This is a genomic window from Brevibacillus sp. BC25 (assembly GCF_000282075.1).
GTDB lineage: Bacteria > Bacillota > Bacilli > Brevibacillales > Brevibacillaceae > Brevibacillus.
This window is the reverse complement of the sequence record NZ_AKIX01000024.1, coordinates 18,026-32,888: the sequence shown is the minus strand read 5'-3', so window position 1 is coordinate 32,888 and position 14,863 is coordinate 18,026. Positions and strand designations below refer to the sequence as shown.

At 47.2% G+C, this 14,863-nt stretch carries 16 protein-coding genes; 9 read left to right on the top strand and 7 right to left on the bottom strand.

Going from position 1 to position 14,863, the window contains the following annotated elements:
- Positions 1-51: 51 nt before the first annotated feature.
- Both PMI05_RS05520 and PMI05_RS05515 read right to left on the bottom strand, forming a co-directional pair.
- On the bottom strand, positions 52-1,329 hold the full coding sequence (locus PMI05_RS05520) for an erythromycin esterase family protein (protein WP_007718449.1): 1,278 nt from the start codon (positions 1,327-1,329) through the stop codon (positions 52-54).
- 144 nt (positions 1,330-1,473) lie between these two features.
- Positions 1,474-2,049, bottom strand: a complete 576-nt coding sequence (locus PMI05_RS05515; protein WP_007718439.1) for a GNAT family N-acetyltransferase — start codon at positions 2,047-2,049, stop codon at positions 1,474-1,476.
- A gap of 116 nt (positions 2,050-2,165) precedes the next feature.
- Between PMI05_RS05515 and PMI05_RS05510 the strand changes: the two genes are divergently transcribed.
- The 9 genes from PMI05_RS05510 (at position 2,166) to PMI05_RS05470 (ending at position 10,913) form a co-directional block, all read left to right on the top strand.
- A complete protein-coding gene (locus PMI05_RS05510) occupies positions 2,166-3,587 on the top strand; it encodes a PLP-dependent aminotransferase family protein (protein WP_007718436.1) in 1,422 nt (473 codons plus the stop codon).
- 91 nt (positions 3,588-3,678) lie between these two features.
- Positions 3,679-4,248 (top strand): TetR/AcrR family transcriptional regulator, encoded by a 570-nt coding sequence (locus tag PMI05_RS05505; protein ID WP_007718435.1) that lies wholly within the window; start codon positions 3,679-3,681, stop codon positions 4,246-4,248.
- Positions 4,249-4,262: 14 nt separating this feature from the next.
- Positions 4,263-4,625 carry a multidrug efflux SMR transporter gene (locus tag PMI05_RS05500; RefSeq protein WP_007718433.1) on the top strand — a complete coding sequence of 121 codons (363 nt, stop codon included), beginning with the start codon at positions 4,263-4,265 and terminating at the stop codon, positions 4,623-4,625.
- Positions 4,622-5,044, top strand: coding sequence for a YvaD family protein (locus PMI05_RS05495; RefSeq protein ID WP_007718431.1), 423 nt, complete (start codon positions 4,622-4,624; stop codon positions 5,042-5,044). The genes PMI05_RS05500 and PMI05_RS05495 overlap by 4 nt, the downstream gene beginning before the upstream one ends.
- A gap of 216 nt (positions 5,045-5,260) precedes the next feature.
- Positions 5,261-6,091, top strand: a complete 831-nt coding sequence (locus PMI05_RS05490; RefSeq protein ID WP_007718429.1) for an MIP/aquaporin family protein — start codon at positions 5,261-5,263, stop codon at positions 6,089-6,091.
- A gap of 54 nt (positions 6,092-6,145) precedes the next feature.
- Positions 6,146-7,645 (top strand): glycerol kinase GlpK, encoded by a 1,500-nt coding sequence (gene glpK, locus PMI05_RS05485; RefSeq protein ID WP_007718426.1) that lies wholly within the window; start codon positions 6,146-6,148, stop codon positions 7,643-7,645.
- A 147-nt stretch (positions 7,646-7,792) separates the two neighbouring features.
- Complete coding sequence (locus tag PMI05_RS05480) at positions 7,793-9,463, top strand: glycerol-3-phosphate dehydrogenase/oxidase (protein ID WP_007718421.1); 1,671 nt, start codon at positions 7,793-7,795, stop codon at positions 9,461-9,463.
- Between the two features lie 13 nt (positions 9,464-9,476).
- Positions 9,477-10,031, top strand: a complete 555-nt coding sequence (locus PMI05_RS05475) for a glycerol-3-phosphate responsive antiterminator (RefSeq protein WP_007718417.1) — start codon at positions 9,477-9,479, stop codon at positions 10,029-10,031.
- A gap of 498 nt (positions 10,032-10,529) precedes the next feature.
- On the top strand, positions 10,530-10,913 hold the full coding sequence (locus PMI05_RS05470) for a proline dehydrogenase family protein (protein WP_238543254.1): 384 nt from the start codon (positions 10,530-10,532) through the stop codon (positions 10,911-10,913).
- Between the two features lie 20 nt (positions 10,914-10,933).
- Here the strand turns inward: PMI05_RS05470 and PMI05_RS05465 are convergent, their stop codons facing one another.
- The 5 genes from PMI05_RS05465 to PMI05_RS05445 are packed head-to-tail and all read right to left on the bottom strand — an operon-like array spanning position 10,934 to position 14,723.
- Complete coding sequence (locus tag PMI05_RS05465; RefSeq protein WP_202949265.1) at positions 10,934-12,022, bottom strand: cell wall metabolism sensor histidine kinase WalK; 1,089 nt, start codon at positions 12,020-12,022, stop codon at positions 10,934-10,936.
- Positions 12,006-12,701, bottom strand: a complete 696-nt coding sequence (locus PMI05_RS05460; RefSeq protein WP_007718411.1) for a response regulator transcription factor — start codon at positions 12,699-12,701, stop codon at positions 12,006-12,008. The genes PMI05_RS05465 and PMI05_RS05460 overlap by 17 nt, the downstream gene beginning before the upstream one ends.
- A 20-nt stretch (positions 12,702-12,721) precedes the next feature.
- Positions 12,722-13,291 carry a peroxiredoxin gene (locus PMI05_RS05455; RefSeq protein WP_007718409.1) on the bottom strand — a complete coding sequence of 190 codons (570 nt, stop codon included), beginning with the start codon at positions 13,289-13,291 and terminating at the stop codon, positions 12,722-12,724.
- Positions 13,292-13,308: 17 nt separating this feature from the next.
- A complete protein-coding gene (locus PMI05_RS05450) occupies positions 13,309-14,016 on the bottom strand; it encodes a cytochrome c biogenesis CcdA family protein (RefSeq protein WP_007718405.1) in 708 nt (235 codons plus the stop codon).
- A gap of 17 nt (positions 14,017-14,033) precedes the next feature.
- The gene (locus PMI05_RS05445; protein ID WP_007718401.1) at positions 14,034-14,723 is read right to left on the bottom strand and encodes a hypothetical protein; all 690 of its coding nucleotides are present in this window, start codon (positions 14,721-14,723) and stop codon (positions 14,034-14,036) included.
- Between the last annotated feature and the right edge of the window lie 140 nt (positions 14,724-14,863).

Here is a 14,863-nt window from a genome sequence, read left to right as displayed (position 1 = left end):
AGCCTGTTTAATCGGCTGCCGTAATTTTATAAACAGGCAAATGTCCACCCGTTAATCCGTTATCATTACCGAAGGAGTAGCAGTTCGCACGAAGATGATCGCATCAAAAGCTTTTGCTGGAACCATCTGCAACGTATACAGCTTCTCCATTTTTCCATACCATCCACTAAAAACATCACCGATTGCACTGATGGGCTGAGCTTTGTTCAAATAGGTGTAAAAATCCGCATGATGTTTTGCCTTTGCAAAGTCAAGGAATCCATCCGCCATGCCTGTCTGTGCAAACAGAACAGCTAGCCGATTATTGCCACTATTTTTTACCGAAAACTCTTTGCGCTCATTGGTAGTGGCGTCATTCGCAAGGAAGGTGCTTTCGTAGAATTCACTTCCGATTGCGTAATATTGGTCCCCCAAGGCTTTTGCGAGATGTGCCCCCATGCAGGTTGTCATTCCTACGGAAGTGGAGGTTTTTTCAATGTGTCCATTATGTCCGGCGATGAACAGGTTGTTGTGACTGTAATGTTTCTTTTCAAAGGATAAAATCCACATCACTTTGTCCGCCATATAGCGATCACGGGTGGTGCTATAGTTCGCATTTGTTCCACGCAGTGTAGCGTTTTGCTTGATTGATTCTGCGAAGGCAGTAGCCAGCTCATATTCTTTCTCAGAGCTTTTCGTGATGTAAACGGATTGGTTTTGTTTCATCTGCTCCATCAAGCTTTTTATGTGGGAGAGCGCTTCTTGTACGAGGGTGATCTTTTGATCATACACCGTCTTATCATTCAGATTCGTAAGCAGCTTCTCATACTTGGATGCGAGTGTCGGATCAACTTTTTTCAAATAGGAGAATAGCCCGTTTTTGTTATGATCATAGCGTTGCATGTCAAAGCCATAGAAATGAATTTGATCTTTGGCATCCCGCTGCTCATTAAAGGCGCGCATCCATGAGAGAAGGGCGGCCATTTCTTCTGTATTGTAAATCGTAAATCCGATGGCTTTTGCGGCATCCTGTGCAGTTCCGCTGCCGCCTAAGATGTATTCATTGACCTTTTGTCCGCCGCCAAAATCACCTTCGATGGCAAATACGCGATAACCTTGTTTTTCTACCAAATGCTTAAAAATAGCTAACTTCAGCGTAGTGAATTGCTTGTTGCCATGCGTAGCTTCTCCAAACCCGATAATGGTTTTGGCAGGAAGCTCCATTTTTGAGACAGGGACGAGGTTTGCTTGCAATGACTGCTGCAAGGTGTTGGCTGATGCGGGATGGAACCCTGTCAATACACTCAGGATGATGAACAAGCTGATGGTGAATAGGAGTTTTCTCTTCATGTCACTCTCTCTTTCTTGCGCTGATCTATTGTTTGTATGTGGTTTTTCTTACCATTTCCTCTATTATACTCCTTTATGAAGTCGTTTACCTTGATTAAAAAAACGCACCTGGGTTTCATAATCCCCGGGTGCATTTTCTCATTGTTACTTCACATATTTCGCCCGATACTCATCTGCCAGCATGGACATGAGAATAGAGTCGTGATAGGTGTGGTTGTAATACAGGGCTTGGCGCTGTATGCCTTCACGTTGGAAGCCGAGCTTTTCATACGTGTGGATGGCACGTTCGTTAAAGGAAAATACGTTTAGCTCGATACGATGCAGATTGAGGATGCCAAAACCATAATCGAGCATTAGCAGGAGGGCTTCGCTTCCGTAGCCTTTGCCTTGATGGGCATTTTGGTCAATAGAAATTCGGATAAAGGCGTTGCGATTATTCCGATCGATATCCCCGATCTGGACGTCGCCAATCACCTGATCATTTTCACACAGGCAGATCAATAAGAGGACACTGGAAGAGTCCTGGCCTTTGTTTTCGATGTACTGGTGGATTTGCTCACGCGTGAAATGCTTTTGGGTACCAGTCAGCATACGCGTTTCCTTGTTGAACAAGGAACGGTAGAGTATTTCAGTATCTTCTGTGCCGATCGGTCGCAAAAAGACGCGTTCTCCTTCCAAAAAGCGAACCGCTGCACGTGTATTCTCCTGTGACATAGACATAGTCGTTGTCCTCCTGTTCGTTCAAAACTTCTTTTTCTTAGGATAACGAGCAAGTGTATACTTGAAAATGTGCAGTTTTGTAAAAATGAAAAGGACAGATGGAGGGGGAAATCGAGATGCTCTTGACCCCAAACTGGCAGGGAAACGACAACGAGCCGCAATACGTACAGCTTTATGCTTATTTGAAAAAGGAAATCGTCGCAGGACGTTTGGCGGTGAGTAGCAAGCTGCCGTCCGTTCGCAAGCTGGCTGACTTGCTGGGCGTAAGCACAACACCCGTGGAGATGGCATACCAGCAGCTACTGGCGGAAGGTTTTATCCAAAGCAAACCGCGCAGTGGGTACTATGTGGAGAAATTACCCGATCCTGAAGTGAAGCCGGGTGCTGGTGCGAGTACACAAACCATCCAGCGGCCCATGATGCGTGACGAGCGGGAGTATGTCTATGACTTTCATCTCTCCCGCAATGATTTTTCGTTATTTCCAACCATGATTTGGCGTCGTTTGTACAATGAGACGCTTCATATAGAGCAGCAGGAGAATCTTTTTTATGGAGATCCGCAAGGGGAGGCTGGACTCAGGAAGCAAATCGCTGACTATTTGCACAGGTACCGGGGTGTCGCTTGTTCACCAAATCAAGTGGTGATTGGGGCGGACCAGTTTGGCTTGCTGTCCTTGATCTGTTTGATGGTAAAGCCGCAGTTCCAACGCATCGGCGTAGAAAATCCGGGATATTTGCTGTTTGCCAATACGTTTCGCCAGCACGGATACGACGTGGTGCCGATCTCACTGACAGAGGACGGAATTAGCGTCAGTGAGCTATATGAGTCAGGGATTGGGTTGGCCGCCGTTTCTTCGGCTCATCAATACCCACGTGGGATGATCATGCCCATATCTAAGCGGCTGCAATTGCTCGAATGGGCCAAAAATGTGGGAGGATACATCATCGAAGACGATTACGACGGAGAGTTTCGTTATCATGGCAGACCGATTCCATCCATGCAGGGTTTGCTCCCGCATGCGAATGTTATCTATATGGGGAGTTTTGCGCAGGTGTTGGCGCCAGCTATCGGTATTTGGTACATGGTCTTGCCAGAATCTCTGCTGGATACATACTACAACCTGCTGCGCGAGACATTGCTGGAACCATCCTCATCCCGACTGCATCAACGGACGATGGAAGCCTTTATGGAAAAAGGATATTTTGAAAAGCATGTCCGCAAAATGCGCAAGCTGTACCGCAAAAAGCACGATACGCTGCTACTGGCTGTGCACAAGCATTTTGGCGAAAGAGCGACTGTCATCGGAGCTGATGCGGGTTTTCATGTCCTGCTGCGGGTAAACAGCGCACGAAGCGAAGAGGAGCTGAAAAAGCTGGCGATTCAGGCCGGCGTGAGAGCCTCGTCCGCATCGTTTACATGGCTGGTGCCACCCAATCCCTTGCCAAAAGAGTTTTTCCTCGGCTTCGCGGGCATTCCTCTGGAAAAAATCGATCCCGGTATTAAGGCACTGAGCCAAGCGTGGTTGGGCGATTGTTGACAATGAACAAGTGCGCCGTTATGCTTAGAGTACGTTTTGGAAAATATGAAAAACAAAATATTTTCCTTGTTTTCGAGAGGGGGGCAAGAACATGCAGGAGCGAATCCTACAATGCGCCTATCATGAGATTGAGACCAAGGGCGTCCGTTTTACCATGTCCGATTTAGCTCGACGCGCAGGCGTTAGCACCAAGACGTTGTATGCGAGCTTTCCATCGAAAGAAGCCTTGATCACCAAAGTCATTGAAGAAAACATCGAGGATTTGCGTAAAGCGGAAGATCAGATTTTACAAGATCCTGACCTCGATTTGGTAGAGAAGATGCGACAGCTCCTGGCACTGGTCCCGAACAACTTCTCACGAACGGACCTGCGCGTGTGGTACGAGCTGAAGCGCTACTATCCCGAGCAATGGAAGCGGATCGACGAGTTCAATCAACAGGAGTGGGAGCATGTTCGGATCATTCTGGAGCAAGGGGGAGAGGAGGGCGTGTTTCGTCGTATTCAGCTTCCGATCTTGATTCAGATGTATACTGGAACGCTCAACCAGCTGATTGATCAGCAGTTAGCAAACCAGCATCATGTGACGATTGGCGATGCGTTGGATGCGGTCATCGATATTTTACTAGGTGGCATCGTAGATTCTTCGTCTTCAAACAAGTAAGTAGGAGGAACATAATGAGTTGGGTCTATCTATTAATGGCCATTTTGCTAGAGGTGGCTGGAACAACATCGATGAAGCTGTCTGACGGCCTTAGCAAGCCTGTCCCCAGTGTGATGATGTTTATCTTTTATATTTTGTGCTTCTCGTCGCTGAGCCTGGCGCTCAAGGAAATGGAGGTCGGGACTGCCTATGCCATCTGGTCGGGTCTCGGCACGGCGATCATTGCGGTCATTGGTGTGGTGATCTTCAAGGACGCCTTCACTGTCAAAAAAGTAATTGCTGTCGGACTGATCATCATGGGTTGTGTGCTGTTGAATCTGGGCGACTCCTCTCACGCGCAATCTTCGAAAGATACAGGAGTAGCTGAGGCGAAATGAGTGAGAAAAATGTAAGGGCAATGCTAGTGTTCTTCTGGGTGACCGATGTGGCTTTTGTCGTATACTGGCTCATTACATTTTTTGAGCTTCTCCCTGTGGAATATCTGTATCAGGATTACTACGACCCCAATTTACTCGCATGGAACCTGTCCTTTTTTCCATTGGATATTTTTATTTCCATTACGGGCTTTGCCAGTCTGTACGCCTATCGCAGAGGAAGGAACATCTGGAAGCCGCTCGCCATGCTGTCGCTCGTTTTGACATCTTGCTCGGGTTTACAGGCGATCGCTTTTTGGGCGTTCAAGGCAGATTACGATTGGTCTTGGTGGATTCCGAACTTGTATCTGCTGATTTACCCGTTATTCTTTTTGCCGGGCTTGATGCGAGAACTGGCAGAAGTGAAGGAAAGGGATTCTTGACAAATTTTGAGCAGTGGCTATATAGTAGGTCTTAAGTTAATAGTGCTGTGGAGATTGGGAGATCAGCTAATATTTGTAAAATGAGGGCATTGGCTCTTGTTTTGCGAGTATTAGCTTTTTTATTTTCTCTCCAAACAAACCACAAAGGAGTTAGCGTATTGTAAGCGCTTTACGGGAATAGGTTTACGTTTTTTCCAAAAAGGGGGAGGATGGGCCATGTCTATTTATGTAGGGGAATTGATCGGGACGATGATCTTGATCATTTTGGGGGCAGGTGTTTGCGCCGGACAGAACTTGAAAAAGGCGTATTCCCAAAACGGCGGTTGGATTGTGATTACGCTGGGGTGGGGGCTGGCAGTTGCGTGCGGAGCGTATGCAGTAGGAAGCATTAGCGGAGCGCATTTGAATCCGGCACTTACGATTGCACTGGCAAGCATCGGTCAATTTCCGTGGGAGCATGTGCCGGGCTACGTAGCGGCTCAACTGATTGGGGCGCTTATGGGAGCGACATTCGTCTGGATCTTTTATTACCCGCATTGGCGTGAGACGGATGATGCAGGAGCCAAATTGGGCGTATTTGCAACGGGGCCCGCGATTCCTAATACAGTCGCGAATCTGTTCAGTGAAATTTTAGGTACGTTTTTCTTGGTGCTCGGTCTACTGGCGATTGGAGCGAATAAATTTGCAGAAGGACTGAATCCGTTTATCGTCGGTTTCCTGATTGTCGCAATCGGTTTGTCTCTTGGTGGTACTACTGGTTATGCGATCAATCCAGCTCGTGACCTGGGACCTCGTCTCGCTCATGCTCTCTTGCCTATCCACGGCAAAGGAAAGTCCAACTGGCGCTATGCATGGATTCCTGTTGTTGGACCTATCATTGGAGCAGTAAGTGGAGCGTTTTTTTACAAATGGACGTTTACAGATCATTCGCTGACAGGTGTAATAGCATTAGCGGCTTTCATGGTGATTGCCATCGTGGTCGGAATAACAACCAAAAAATCAATCGGCAGCAAGGAGCGACTCGCATCCGAAAGTGCGCGTTCCTAGACATAAAGGCAAGAATGAAGGCGATTCCAAATGAGTGAAGGAGGAACAGTTGTCATGGACAATAAATATATGCTTTCCCTCGATCAAGGAACCACGAGCTCTCGTGCTATTTTATTCGATAAATCAGGTGCCATTATCGGTGTTGCCCAGAAGGAATTCACGCAAATCTATCCGAAGCCGGGTTGGGTGGAGCACAATGCCGAGGAAATCTGGGAATCACAGCTGGAGGTTTTGAAAGCGGTTTTACTGGAGAATCATGTAAAACCGGAAGAAATCGCAGGAATCGGGATTACCAATCAGCGGGAAACAACCGTGGTATGGGATAAGCACACGGGCAAGCCGATTCACAATGCGATTGTATGGCAAAGCAGACAGTCCATCGATATTTGCAACCAGTTGAAAGAGCAAGGCTATGAGCAAACCGTTCGTGAAAAGACAGGATTGTTGATTGACGCCTACTTTTCCGGTACAAAGGTAAAATGGCTGCTCGATCATGTGGAGGGAGCACAGGAAAGAGCCGAGAAAGGCGACCTCTTGTTTGGAACCATTGATACATGGCTGATTTGGAAGCTGACCAATGGCCTTGTACATGTGACCGACTATTCCAATGCTTCGCGCACGTTGATGTTTAATATTCATTCCCTGGAGTGGGACGACGAGCTGTTGAACATGCTGCAAATCCCGAAAGCCATGCTGCCAGCTGTCCGTCCTTCCAGCGAATTGTACGGCTACACAGACGAGAAGCTTTTCGAATTCCAGATTCCGATTGCCGGGATTGCCGGAGACCAGCAGGCCGCTTTGTTTGGGCAGGCGTGCTTTGCGGAAGGGCAGGCCAAAAACACATACGGAACAGGTTGCTTCATGCTGATGAATACCGGAGAAAAGGCAGTTGCATCCAAAAACGGGTTGTTGACGACCATTGCCTGGGGTGTGGATGGCAAGGTAGAGTACGCCCTGGAAGGCAGTATTTTTGTAGCTGGTGCGGCGATTCAATGGCTGCGTGACGGGCTCAAGCTGATCGGAAAATCATCGGATTCGGAAAAACACGCACTCGCTGTTGACACCACAGATGGTGTTTATATGGTTCCTGCTTTTGTCGGACTGGGAGCACCGTATTGGGATATGGAAGCAAGAGGCGCGATCTTTGGCTTGACCCGTGGAACGACGGAAGATCATTTGATTCGGGCAGCGTTGGAGTCTCTGGCTTATCAGACACGGGATGTGCTTGAAGCGATGGAGGCTGATTCCGGCATCCGGCTGCAAAAGCTGGCAGTAGACGGTGGAGCCGTGGCGAACAACTTTTTGATGCAGTTCCAGTCCGACATCCTGAATACAGAGGTTGAGCGTCCGCGTGTCAATGAAACGACCGCGCTGGGAGCAGCTTACCTGGCAGGGCTTGCCGTCGGGTATTGGGGCAGCAAGGAAGATATTGTGAATAACAAAGTGGTGGAGCGCTCCTTCTCACCGGATATGGCGGAGGAAGTGCGCCAGGGGCTATACGCAGGTTGGAAGCAAGCTGTTACGGCAACGATGGGTTACAAGATTAGGCATTGATTTTTGCGTAAAAGAGGTCTAAAGTTAAAGATAAGTTAATCATGCTGTGGAGACTACGGAGACAGCCAGTATCAGAAGGGCAATGACATTGCATTGCTTCTTTTGGATATTGGCTGTCTTTTTCTTTTAGAGAGGATGAGAAGAACGATGAACGATCAACATGCATTATCATCAAGTCAACGCCAGGCTTGTCTGGATAAAATGGCAAACAAACAACTCGATCTTTTGGTAATTGGCGGTGGGGTAACGGGAGCAGGTATTGCCCTCGACGCAGCTGCGAGAGGTCTGAGTGTCGGACTCGTGGAAAAACAGGACTTCGCAGCGGGTACCAGCAGTCGCTCTACCAAGCTCGTTCATGGAGGATTGCGCTATTTGAAGCAGGGCGATGTGCAGCTGGTGCGGGAAGTAGGCCGGGAGCGAGCTATTTTGTATCGCAATGCGCCACATATCGTCATCCCTGAAAAAATGATTTTGCCAATCGTGAAAAATGGTACCTATGGCAAGCTGGCAACCTCTATTGGTTTGTATGTTTACGATGTGCTGGCTGGAGTAGAAAGAAAAGAACGACGCATCATGCTGAACAAACAGAAAACCGTGGAGGCAGAACCGCTGTTGCGCCGCGATATTCTCAAGGGCGGCGGGCTCTATTTTGAATATCGGACAGATGATGCTAGGCTTACTGTTGAGGTCATGAAAACAGCAAGCTCGCACGGAGCACTCTGCGTGAACTATACTGAAGCCATTGGCTTTATTTATGAAAACGGCAAAGTCATCGGGATTCGCGCGATGGATTTGCTTACGGGTACAGAGTACTCCCTTCATGCCAAAAAAATCGTCAACGCAGCAGGTCCTTGGGTGGATCAGCTTCGAGAAAAAGACCACTCCCTGTACGGCAAGCGCCTCCATCTGACAAAAGGTGTCCATCTGGTCGTGCCATATAACAGACTGCCGTTGAAGCAGGCCGTTTACTTCGATGTATCCGATGGGCGCATGCTGTTTGCCATTCCGCGCAATAACAGTACGTATATCGGTACCACTGACACGAATTACAAAGGTGTGCTGGAGCGACCAACGGTGACGAGAGAAGACATGCAGTATGTATTGAATGCCGCGAACGAGATGTTCCCTTCTGTGAAGCTGACGGAACAGGATGTCAGCTCCAGTTGGGCAGGACTCAGACCGCTGATCCATGAAGATGGCAAGTCTCCATCCGAATTGTCACGTAAGGACGAGATTTTTTACTCCAAAAGCGGGCTGATTACGATCGCAGGTGGAAAATTGACGGGCTTCCGCAAGATGGCCGAGCGCATTGTGGATGTGGTGGCCAAGCAGTTGACCGAAGAAGAGGGCAGAGCATTTGAAGCTTGCCGGACAGACAAAATCGTCCTCGCTGGCGGAAATTTTGACTCCGCAGCCAAGATTCCTGTATTTGTGAAAGCACAGGCAGAGCGACTTCGCCAATGGGGAATCACCGAGGAACAAATCCGCGTTCTGGTCGGGAAATATGGAAGCAACAGTGAGCAAATCGTAACGATGTGCCAGGAGCTTTTGACACAAAATGCTCAAAATGTGTCTCCGATCGAAGCACTGCTGAAAGCAGAACTGCGCTACGCTGTAAAGGAAGAAATGGTCATGACCATGAGCGATTTTCTGATTCGTCGCAGTGGCAGACTATTCTTCGAGAGGGATACACTGGAGCCCGTGTATCGATTGGTGGGAGAAGAGCTCGCTCATGAGCTGCAATGGTCGGATGAAAGAAAAGAACATGAAATAAAAGCGTTTGAAGAGGAATATCATCTTGCGAAAACATTTCAATAGGGGTGATTCGTGATTGGCAAACCAGATCAATCAAGTCATACTTCCTGCAGCCCGGACATTAAAAGAATTTGATGAACTCATGGAAAGCTGCTACGAGCGCATTATTTTGCTGAATGCTCATGTAGCGCAAGTAAAGCCACTGGGCAAACGGGCCAGAGCGTTCGGGAAAAAACTGCTGATCCATGCTGATCTCATAGACGGCTTGAAGTCTGATGAATATGCGATGGAGTTTCTTGCGCAAGAAGCACAGCCCGAAGGAATCATCACCACACGGAACAGTGCCGTTCTTGCCGCCAAGAAAAAAGGGCTCATTTCCATCCAACGACTTTTTCTCATTGATACGATGGCATTAGATAGCAGCCTTACCCAGCTTGCGAGAACCAAACCGGATTACGTCGAGGTTTTGCCAGGAATCATTCCCCACCTGATCGAAGAAATCACTGTACGAACCAATATTCCGGTTATCGCTGGAGGATTTATTCGTACAAAAGAAGATGTGGATCGTGCTATTCTTGCCGGTGCGACATCTGTAACCACTTCTCGCAGAGAGCTGTGGACGAAATCATAATGGCATATCAGGGTAGTCAAAAGCCGGTCATTCCTGTTCGTAGGAATACCGGTTTTTTTGTGTTTGTCCGTAAATAAAATAGGTAGGTGACGATGATAGGGGAGGTAGGTAGATACCCTTTTATTTGTATAAAGGTCAGGAGTCTATGCGGATGAACGTCACCGTGCATATACACATATAGTCAACAAAAATAAGAGGAAAGAAGGCGGTTGCGTGAATTATCAAAGCTCTCAATGGCAATCATCGTATTCTCCGAGGGAAGGGCAGTCTTCTTATTACCCTTGGCAAAGAGATCGGGAACGGCCACCAGGATGGGATCGTGGAGGAGACTGGCAGAGACCTTTCAGGAGTTGGGAGTTTGACCACAGACGGAGATGCCCAGATCATTGTCGTTGGTGCCCTCCTGGCTGCTGTGGACGCTTTCGCTAACAGATAAATAGTAAAACGAGAGCCAAATCTTGAGATGGATTCGAGAGATTTGGCTCTTCTTTTGGACAATTGAGAGAAGAGCTGGCGGAGCGGGCGGGGCATAGCGGACAGTATTTGATGATCAGCATGGAGGAATCGACGAAAACAGAGGCGATCATCAGCATGTATGAGCGCTTGGCACAGCGACATGAAAATGTGGGCATTACGATTCAAGCACATTTGCACCGCTCGTTGGATGATGTGAAACGGGTGCTAGGACTCCCGGGGAAAATTCGTTTGGTCAAAGGCGCATTCAAGGAACCCCAGGAAATCGCATTGGCGCGTTCAGTGGAGTTGAACGAACGATACCTGGAGCTGGCTGACATGTGTGTGCTAGCTGGGCGCGAATGCTCACTCGCCACGCACGACCAAGTGATTGTAGACGAGCTAGTCCGGCGAGACTTCAGGATGTAGGGTATGGCATAGGAAAGCGTTCAATTTGATGTGGGATGCTGCAAAGGTATGGTAAACCAAAAGGAATGCTGCGTCCCTTGTGACTGCAACCCAACTTTTCCGTTCTGTTGCTCGATAATTTCCTTTACGAGAGATAAGCCTAATCCCGATCCACCTGTATCCCTACTCCGGGACGAATCTAACCGATAGAATCTCTCGAAAATGAGAGATTCTTTTTCTTTCGGAATCGGCTGGCCGATATTTGTGACGGTAACCTGGTAGGCAGACTCAGTGTGCCCTCCTGTAATAGACACCCAACCACCCTCGTCATATTGCAGTGCATTCGTCAGGAGATTATGCAACACTTGTTTTAACCCGTCTTCATCTCCGATTACTTGCGCTGTCTCTATATCGGAGGATATCGCTATTTCTTTGTTCCTGAACTCCAATGAAAAATGCTCGAGACAAGATTCCATAATCTTATCGATAGCGAGTACACTCCTCTTATTGTCGTTCGATATTTTCTTTCCTTGCCAGACATTTAATTGGTGCAGCTGCTCTACCAAACGGGTAATGCGTATGGATTCTTCGTGAAGGGATTGGAACAGCTCGACCGAGCCTTGAATAATTCCAGAGCTTAGTGCTTCCAAATACCCGTTAATATTGGTTAATGGGGTACGCAGTTCATGGGCAATATCAGCCAGCATTTTTTTTCGTAGCTCTTCGACTTGCTTCAATTTCAGGCTTAACTGATTGAAATCATCCGTCAACTGACCGATTTCATCGCGAACACGAATGGTGAGAGGATCAGGCATGTCTCCTTGAGCCATTTGTCGTGTAGCACTTCCTAATTTCTTGAGCGGTTGAAGCAGCTTCTTGACGAAAAAGTAGTGGAAAATCCCAGCAATCACTGCGGTTGCCAAGCTGGCTTTGATCAAAAATGTCTGCATCGTCTGCGTAAATGCAGCACTCTCTGCTTGACTTACAGAGGGGGAGTTTGCAAAAAGCAGGCAGGCATAGTCTTTCACAGTAACGCCAGCAAGCCAGATCGCGATACCAATCACAGCTGCGTTGATCAAAATAAGCTTCCATAAAATATTGATTCGAACAGGATTATTTTTGATAAGCAACAAAGCGATACCCCATTCCCCGGATGGTTTCAATGAGTTCGCTGTCACCATCCCACTTCAGTTTTTCTCTCAGCTTGCCGATGTGCACATCAATCGTTCTTTCCGTCACGACCTTTTCATTGTGGGGATACAGTTCATCAATGATCTGTTCCCTAGTCAGAATTTGATTGGGGTGCATCATCAAAAAATACAACAGGCGAAATTCATGCTGTGTTAGCGAAATGCTCTCTCCTAGGTAATGAACTTCCCCGCGTAATGCTTTTATCGTTAGGCCCCGATACGTAATTTTGCTGCATCGTTGGTTTGTTCTACGCAAGATAGATTCTACCCGTGCTACGAGTTCACCCGGGCTAAATGGCTTCGTCACATAATCATCTGCGCCTGATTTTAAGCCTTCAATCCGGCTCTGTTCCTCGACCTTTGCCGTTAACATGATGATAGGGATTTCTTCCTTCCAATCTGCCCGGATGCTTTTGCAAACTTCTTCTCCGCTTACTTTTGGGAGCATTAAGTCTAGAATAACAAGGCAAGGGTCGTATTTTCGAAAGGCAACGAGGGCTTCCTCTCCGTCTCCGGCTTCATATACCTCATATCCTTCCCTTTCGAGGTACAGGACAATGAGTTTACGAATCTTCACGTCATCCTCTACTACTAATATTCCGGTCCCCTTGACTGCCATTTTGCATACCTCCCGACTCACTAACGTGTCTGTGCAACCATATTTTCCATCATCTCATAATTCATCGGACCGATTACTTTCTGTTGAATGACGCCATTCGAATCAATGATATAGCTGGAAGGGAGTGCTACGACTTGATAGATATCCGCTACCTCGTTTTGTTCATCCAGTACGACCGGAAATGTAATCCCGAATTCATCTAAAAATGTGGGGATACTGTCTACATTTTTCTCTGATGTGGTCATATTTACAGCAAGAATCGTGACATTTTCATCTTTGTATTTCTCGTAAAACTTTTGCATGTCCGGCATTTCTGCTCGACAAGGTGGACACCAGGTTGCCCACATATTTACGATGACCTTTTTTCCTCGCAAATCGGAAAGCTTGATACTTTTTCCATCCAGTGTGTTTAGCTCGAAGTCAGGCGCTAGGTTGCCTTGGTTAATCCCAACAGTCAGGGAAGAGTCAGTCGTCGCTTGCTCACTGCTCGTTAGTCTTGCTTCACGGACATCATTTTTCTGTATAGTATCGTAAGCTCCCCATCCAACCAATCCGAGCAGGAGTACAATCACGATTATATTTTTCTTCATGGAAAATCATCCTTTCATTATAGCACTGGAGCGAATTGCGCCAGCCAGGCACTTAATTTTTGTAATTGCCCCGTAAACAGCAGCAAGCCCATCACAATCAAAATCCAACCATTTATCAGAGACAGCCGTGGCAGCCATTTATTTACTTTTTTCATGACACCTAATGATCTTGTAATCAGTAAAGAAATCAAGAGAAAAGGCACTCCTAAGCCGAGCGAATAAAACAGCAGCAAAAAGATCCCACTGTACATCGTTTCAGCAGACCCTGCCAAGAGCAGGATCGAAGATAAAGCGAGGCCAACACAAGGTGTCCAGCCTGTCCCAAAAGCGAGACCGACTACAAATGAGTGCCATCCGTTCTTGGGCCCCTTGGTTTCCCATTGCTTTTGAAACATGAGAAAACGCAGGTTTAATAGCCCAGCTGTCTGTAGACCGAATAGGATAATGAGCAGGCCAGCGACCTTTTCTAATACCCCTCGATTGGCAGCAAAAAATTGTCCGATCACACTGGCAGAGGCGCCCATCATCATGAAAACTACTGTAAAGCCAAGGATGAAAAGGAGAGAACGAACCATCAGCACTTTTTTGGAAACACTTATCTTGTCGCCGCTCACATAGGAACCCGTAAGATTGGCCACATAAGCGGGCAAAAGCGGAAAAATACAAGGGGAGAAAAACGATAGCATTCCTGCCGCAATAGCAAATAAGATTGAAATTTGATCCATTGATAAATCCTCCATGCTTACGATTCTTGCAAGCTTCTTTCTTTGCTGAGATTTTGAAAAAACAAACAGCACAGGGTAATGACTAAAAAGAATAGCTGCTCACTGGATAAACCTAAAAACACCGCGACAGAATGACCTTTCAGAAAGCCGTTAAAAATTTGTCCCATGCTATACCAAAGGATGAGGTGATTAATGTCACGGGGGTTCCCAATTCTCTCTTTTTTGCGGTACATCCAGATCAGCAGTACGATCGCAAGGACAAGCTGGCTGAGATCATATAGGCGTAATTGCAGCGGTTGGTTGAGCAAAAGTGGGAACAGAGAATAGACGAATTGATAGGTGAACAAGCCCACCGCCATGACTGAGGCATACAACCAAAAGGAGATGGTGCGCCTTTTGGATTGAATGTACAGAAAACAAAGGACGACGATTGCAGCTAGCCAAATTCCTCGTTCGCCCCCTGAAAAATAAAGAAGGTAGTAAGGATTGTTCAGCACACTAACGGGATTGAAAAGAATGACACTAAACTTCCAAATCAAGAAAGCCCAGAAAAGCACACTGGATATATCCTCCATAATCGGCTTGCTTACATCGATCTGGTTCTTCACCCAATACTTCATGACTATATAAGCTGTCAGAGCAGAAAGGGCAATTGCGATCCATTCGTACTTGATAATCAACGGGCCCCAGAAGATAGCGTCTTGCATGATGTTCCGCCTCCTTTCTCCCATACTGTAGAACCTGATTGTTAAGATTCATTAAAGAAGCGAAAAAAGCTAAGCTCTCGGTTACGAGAAGGATTTTCCAACAGCCGTGTAAAATCCACTTGTACATAGTGACCAATCGA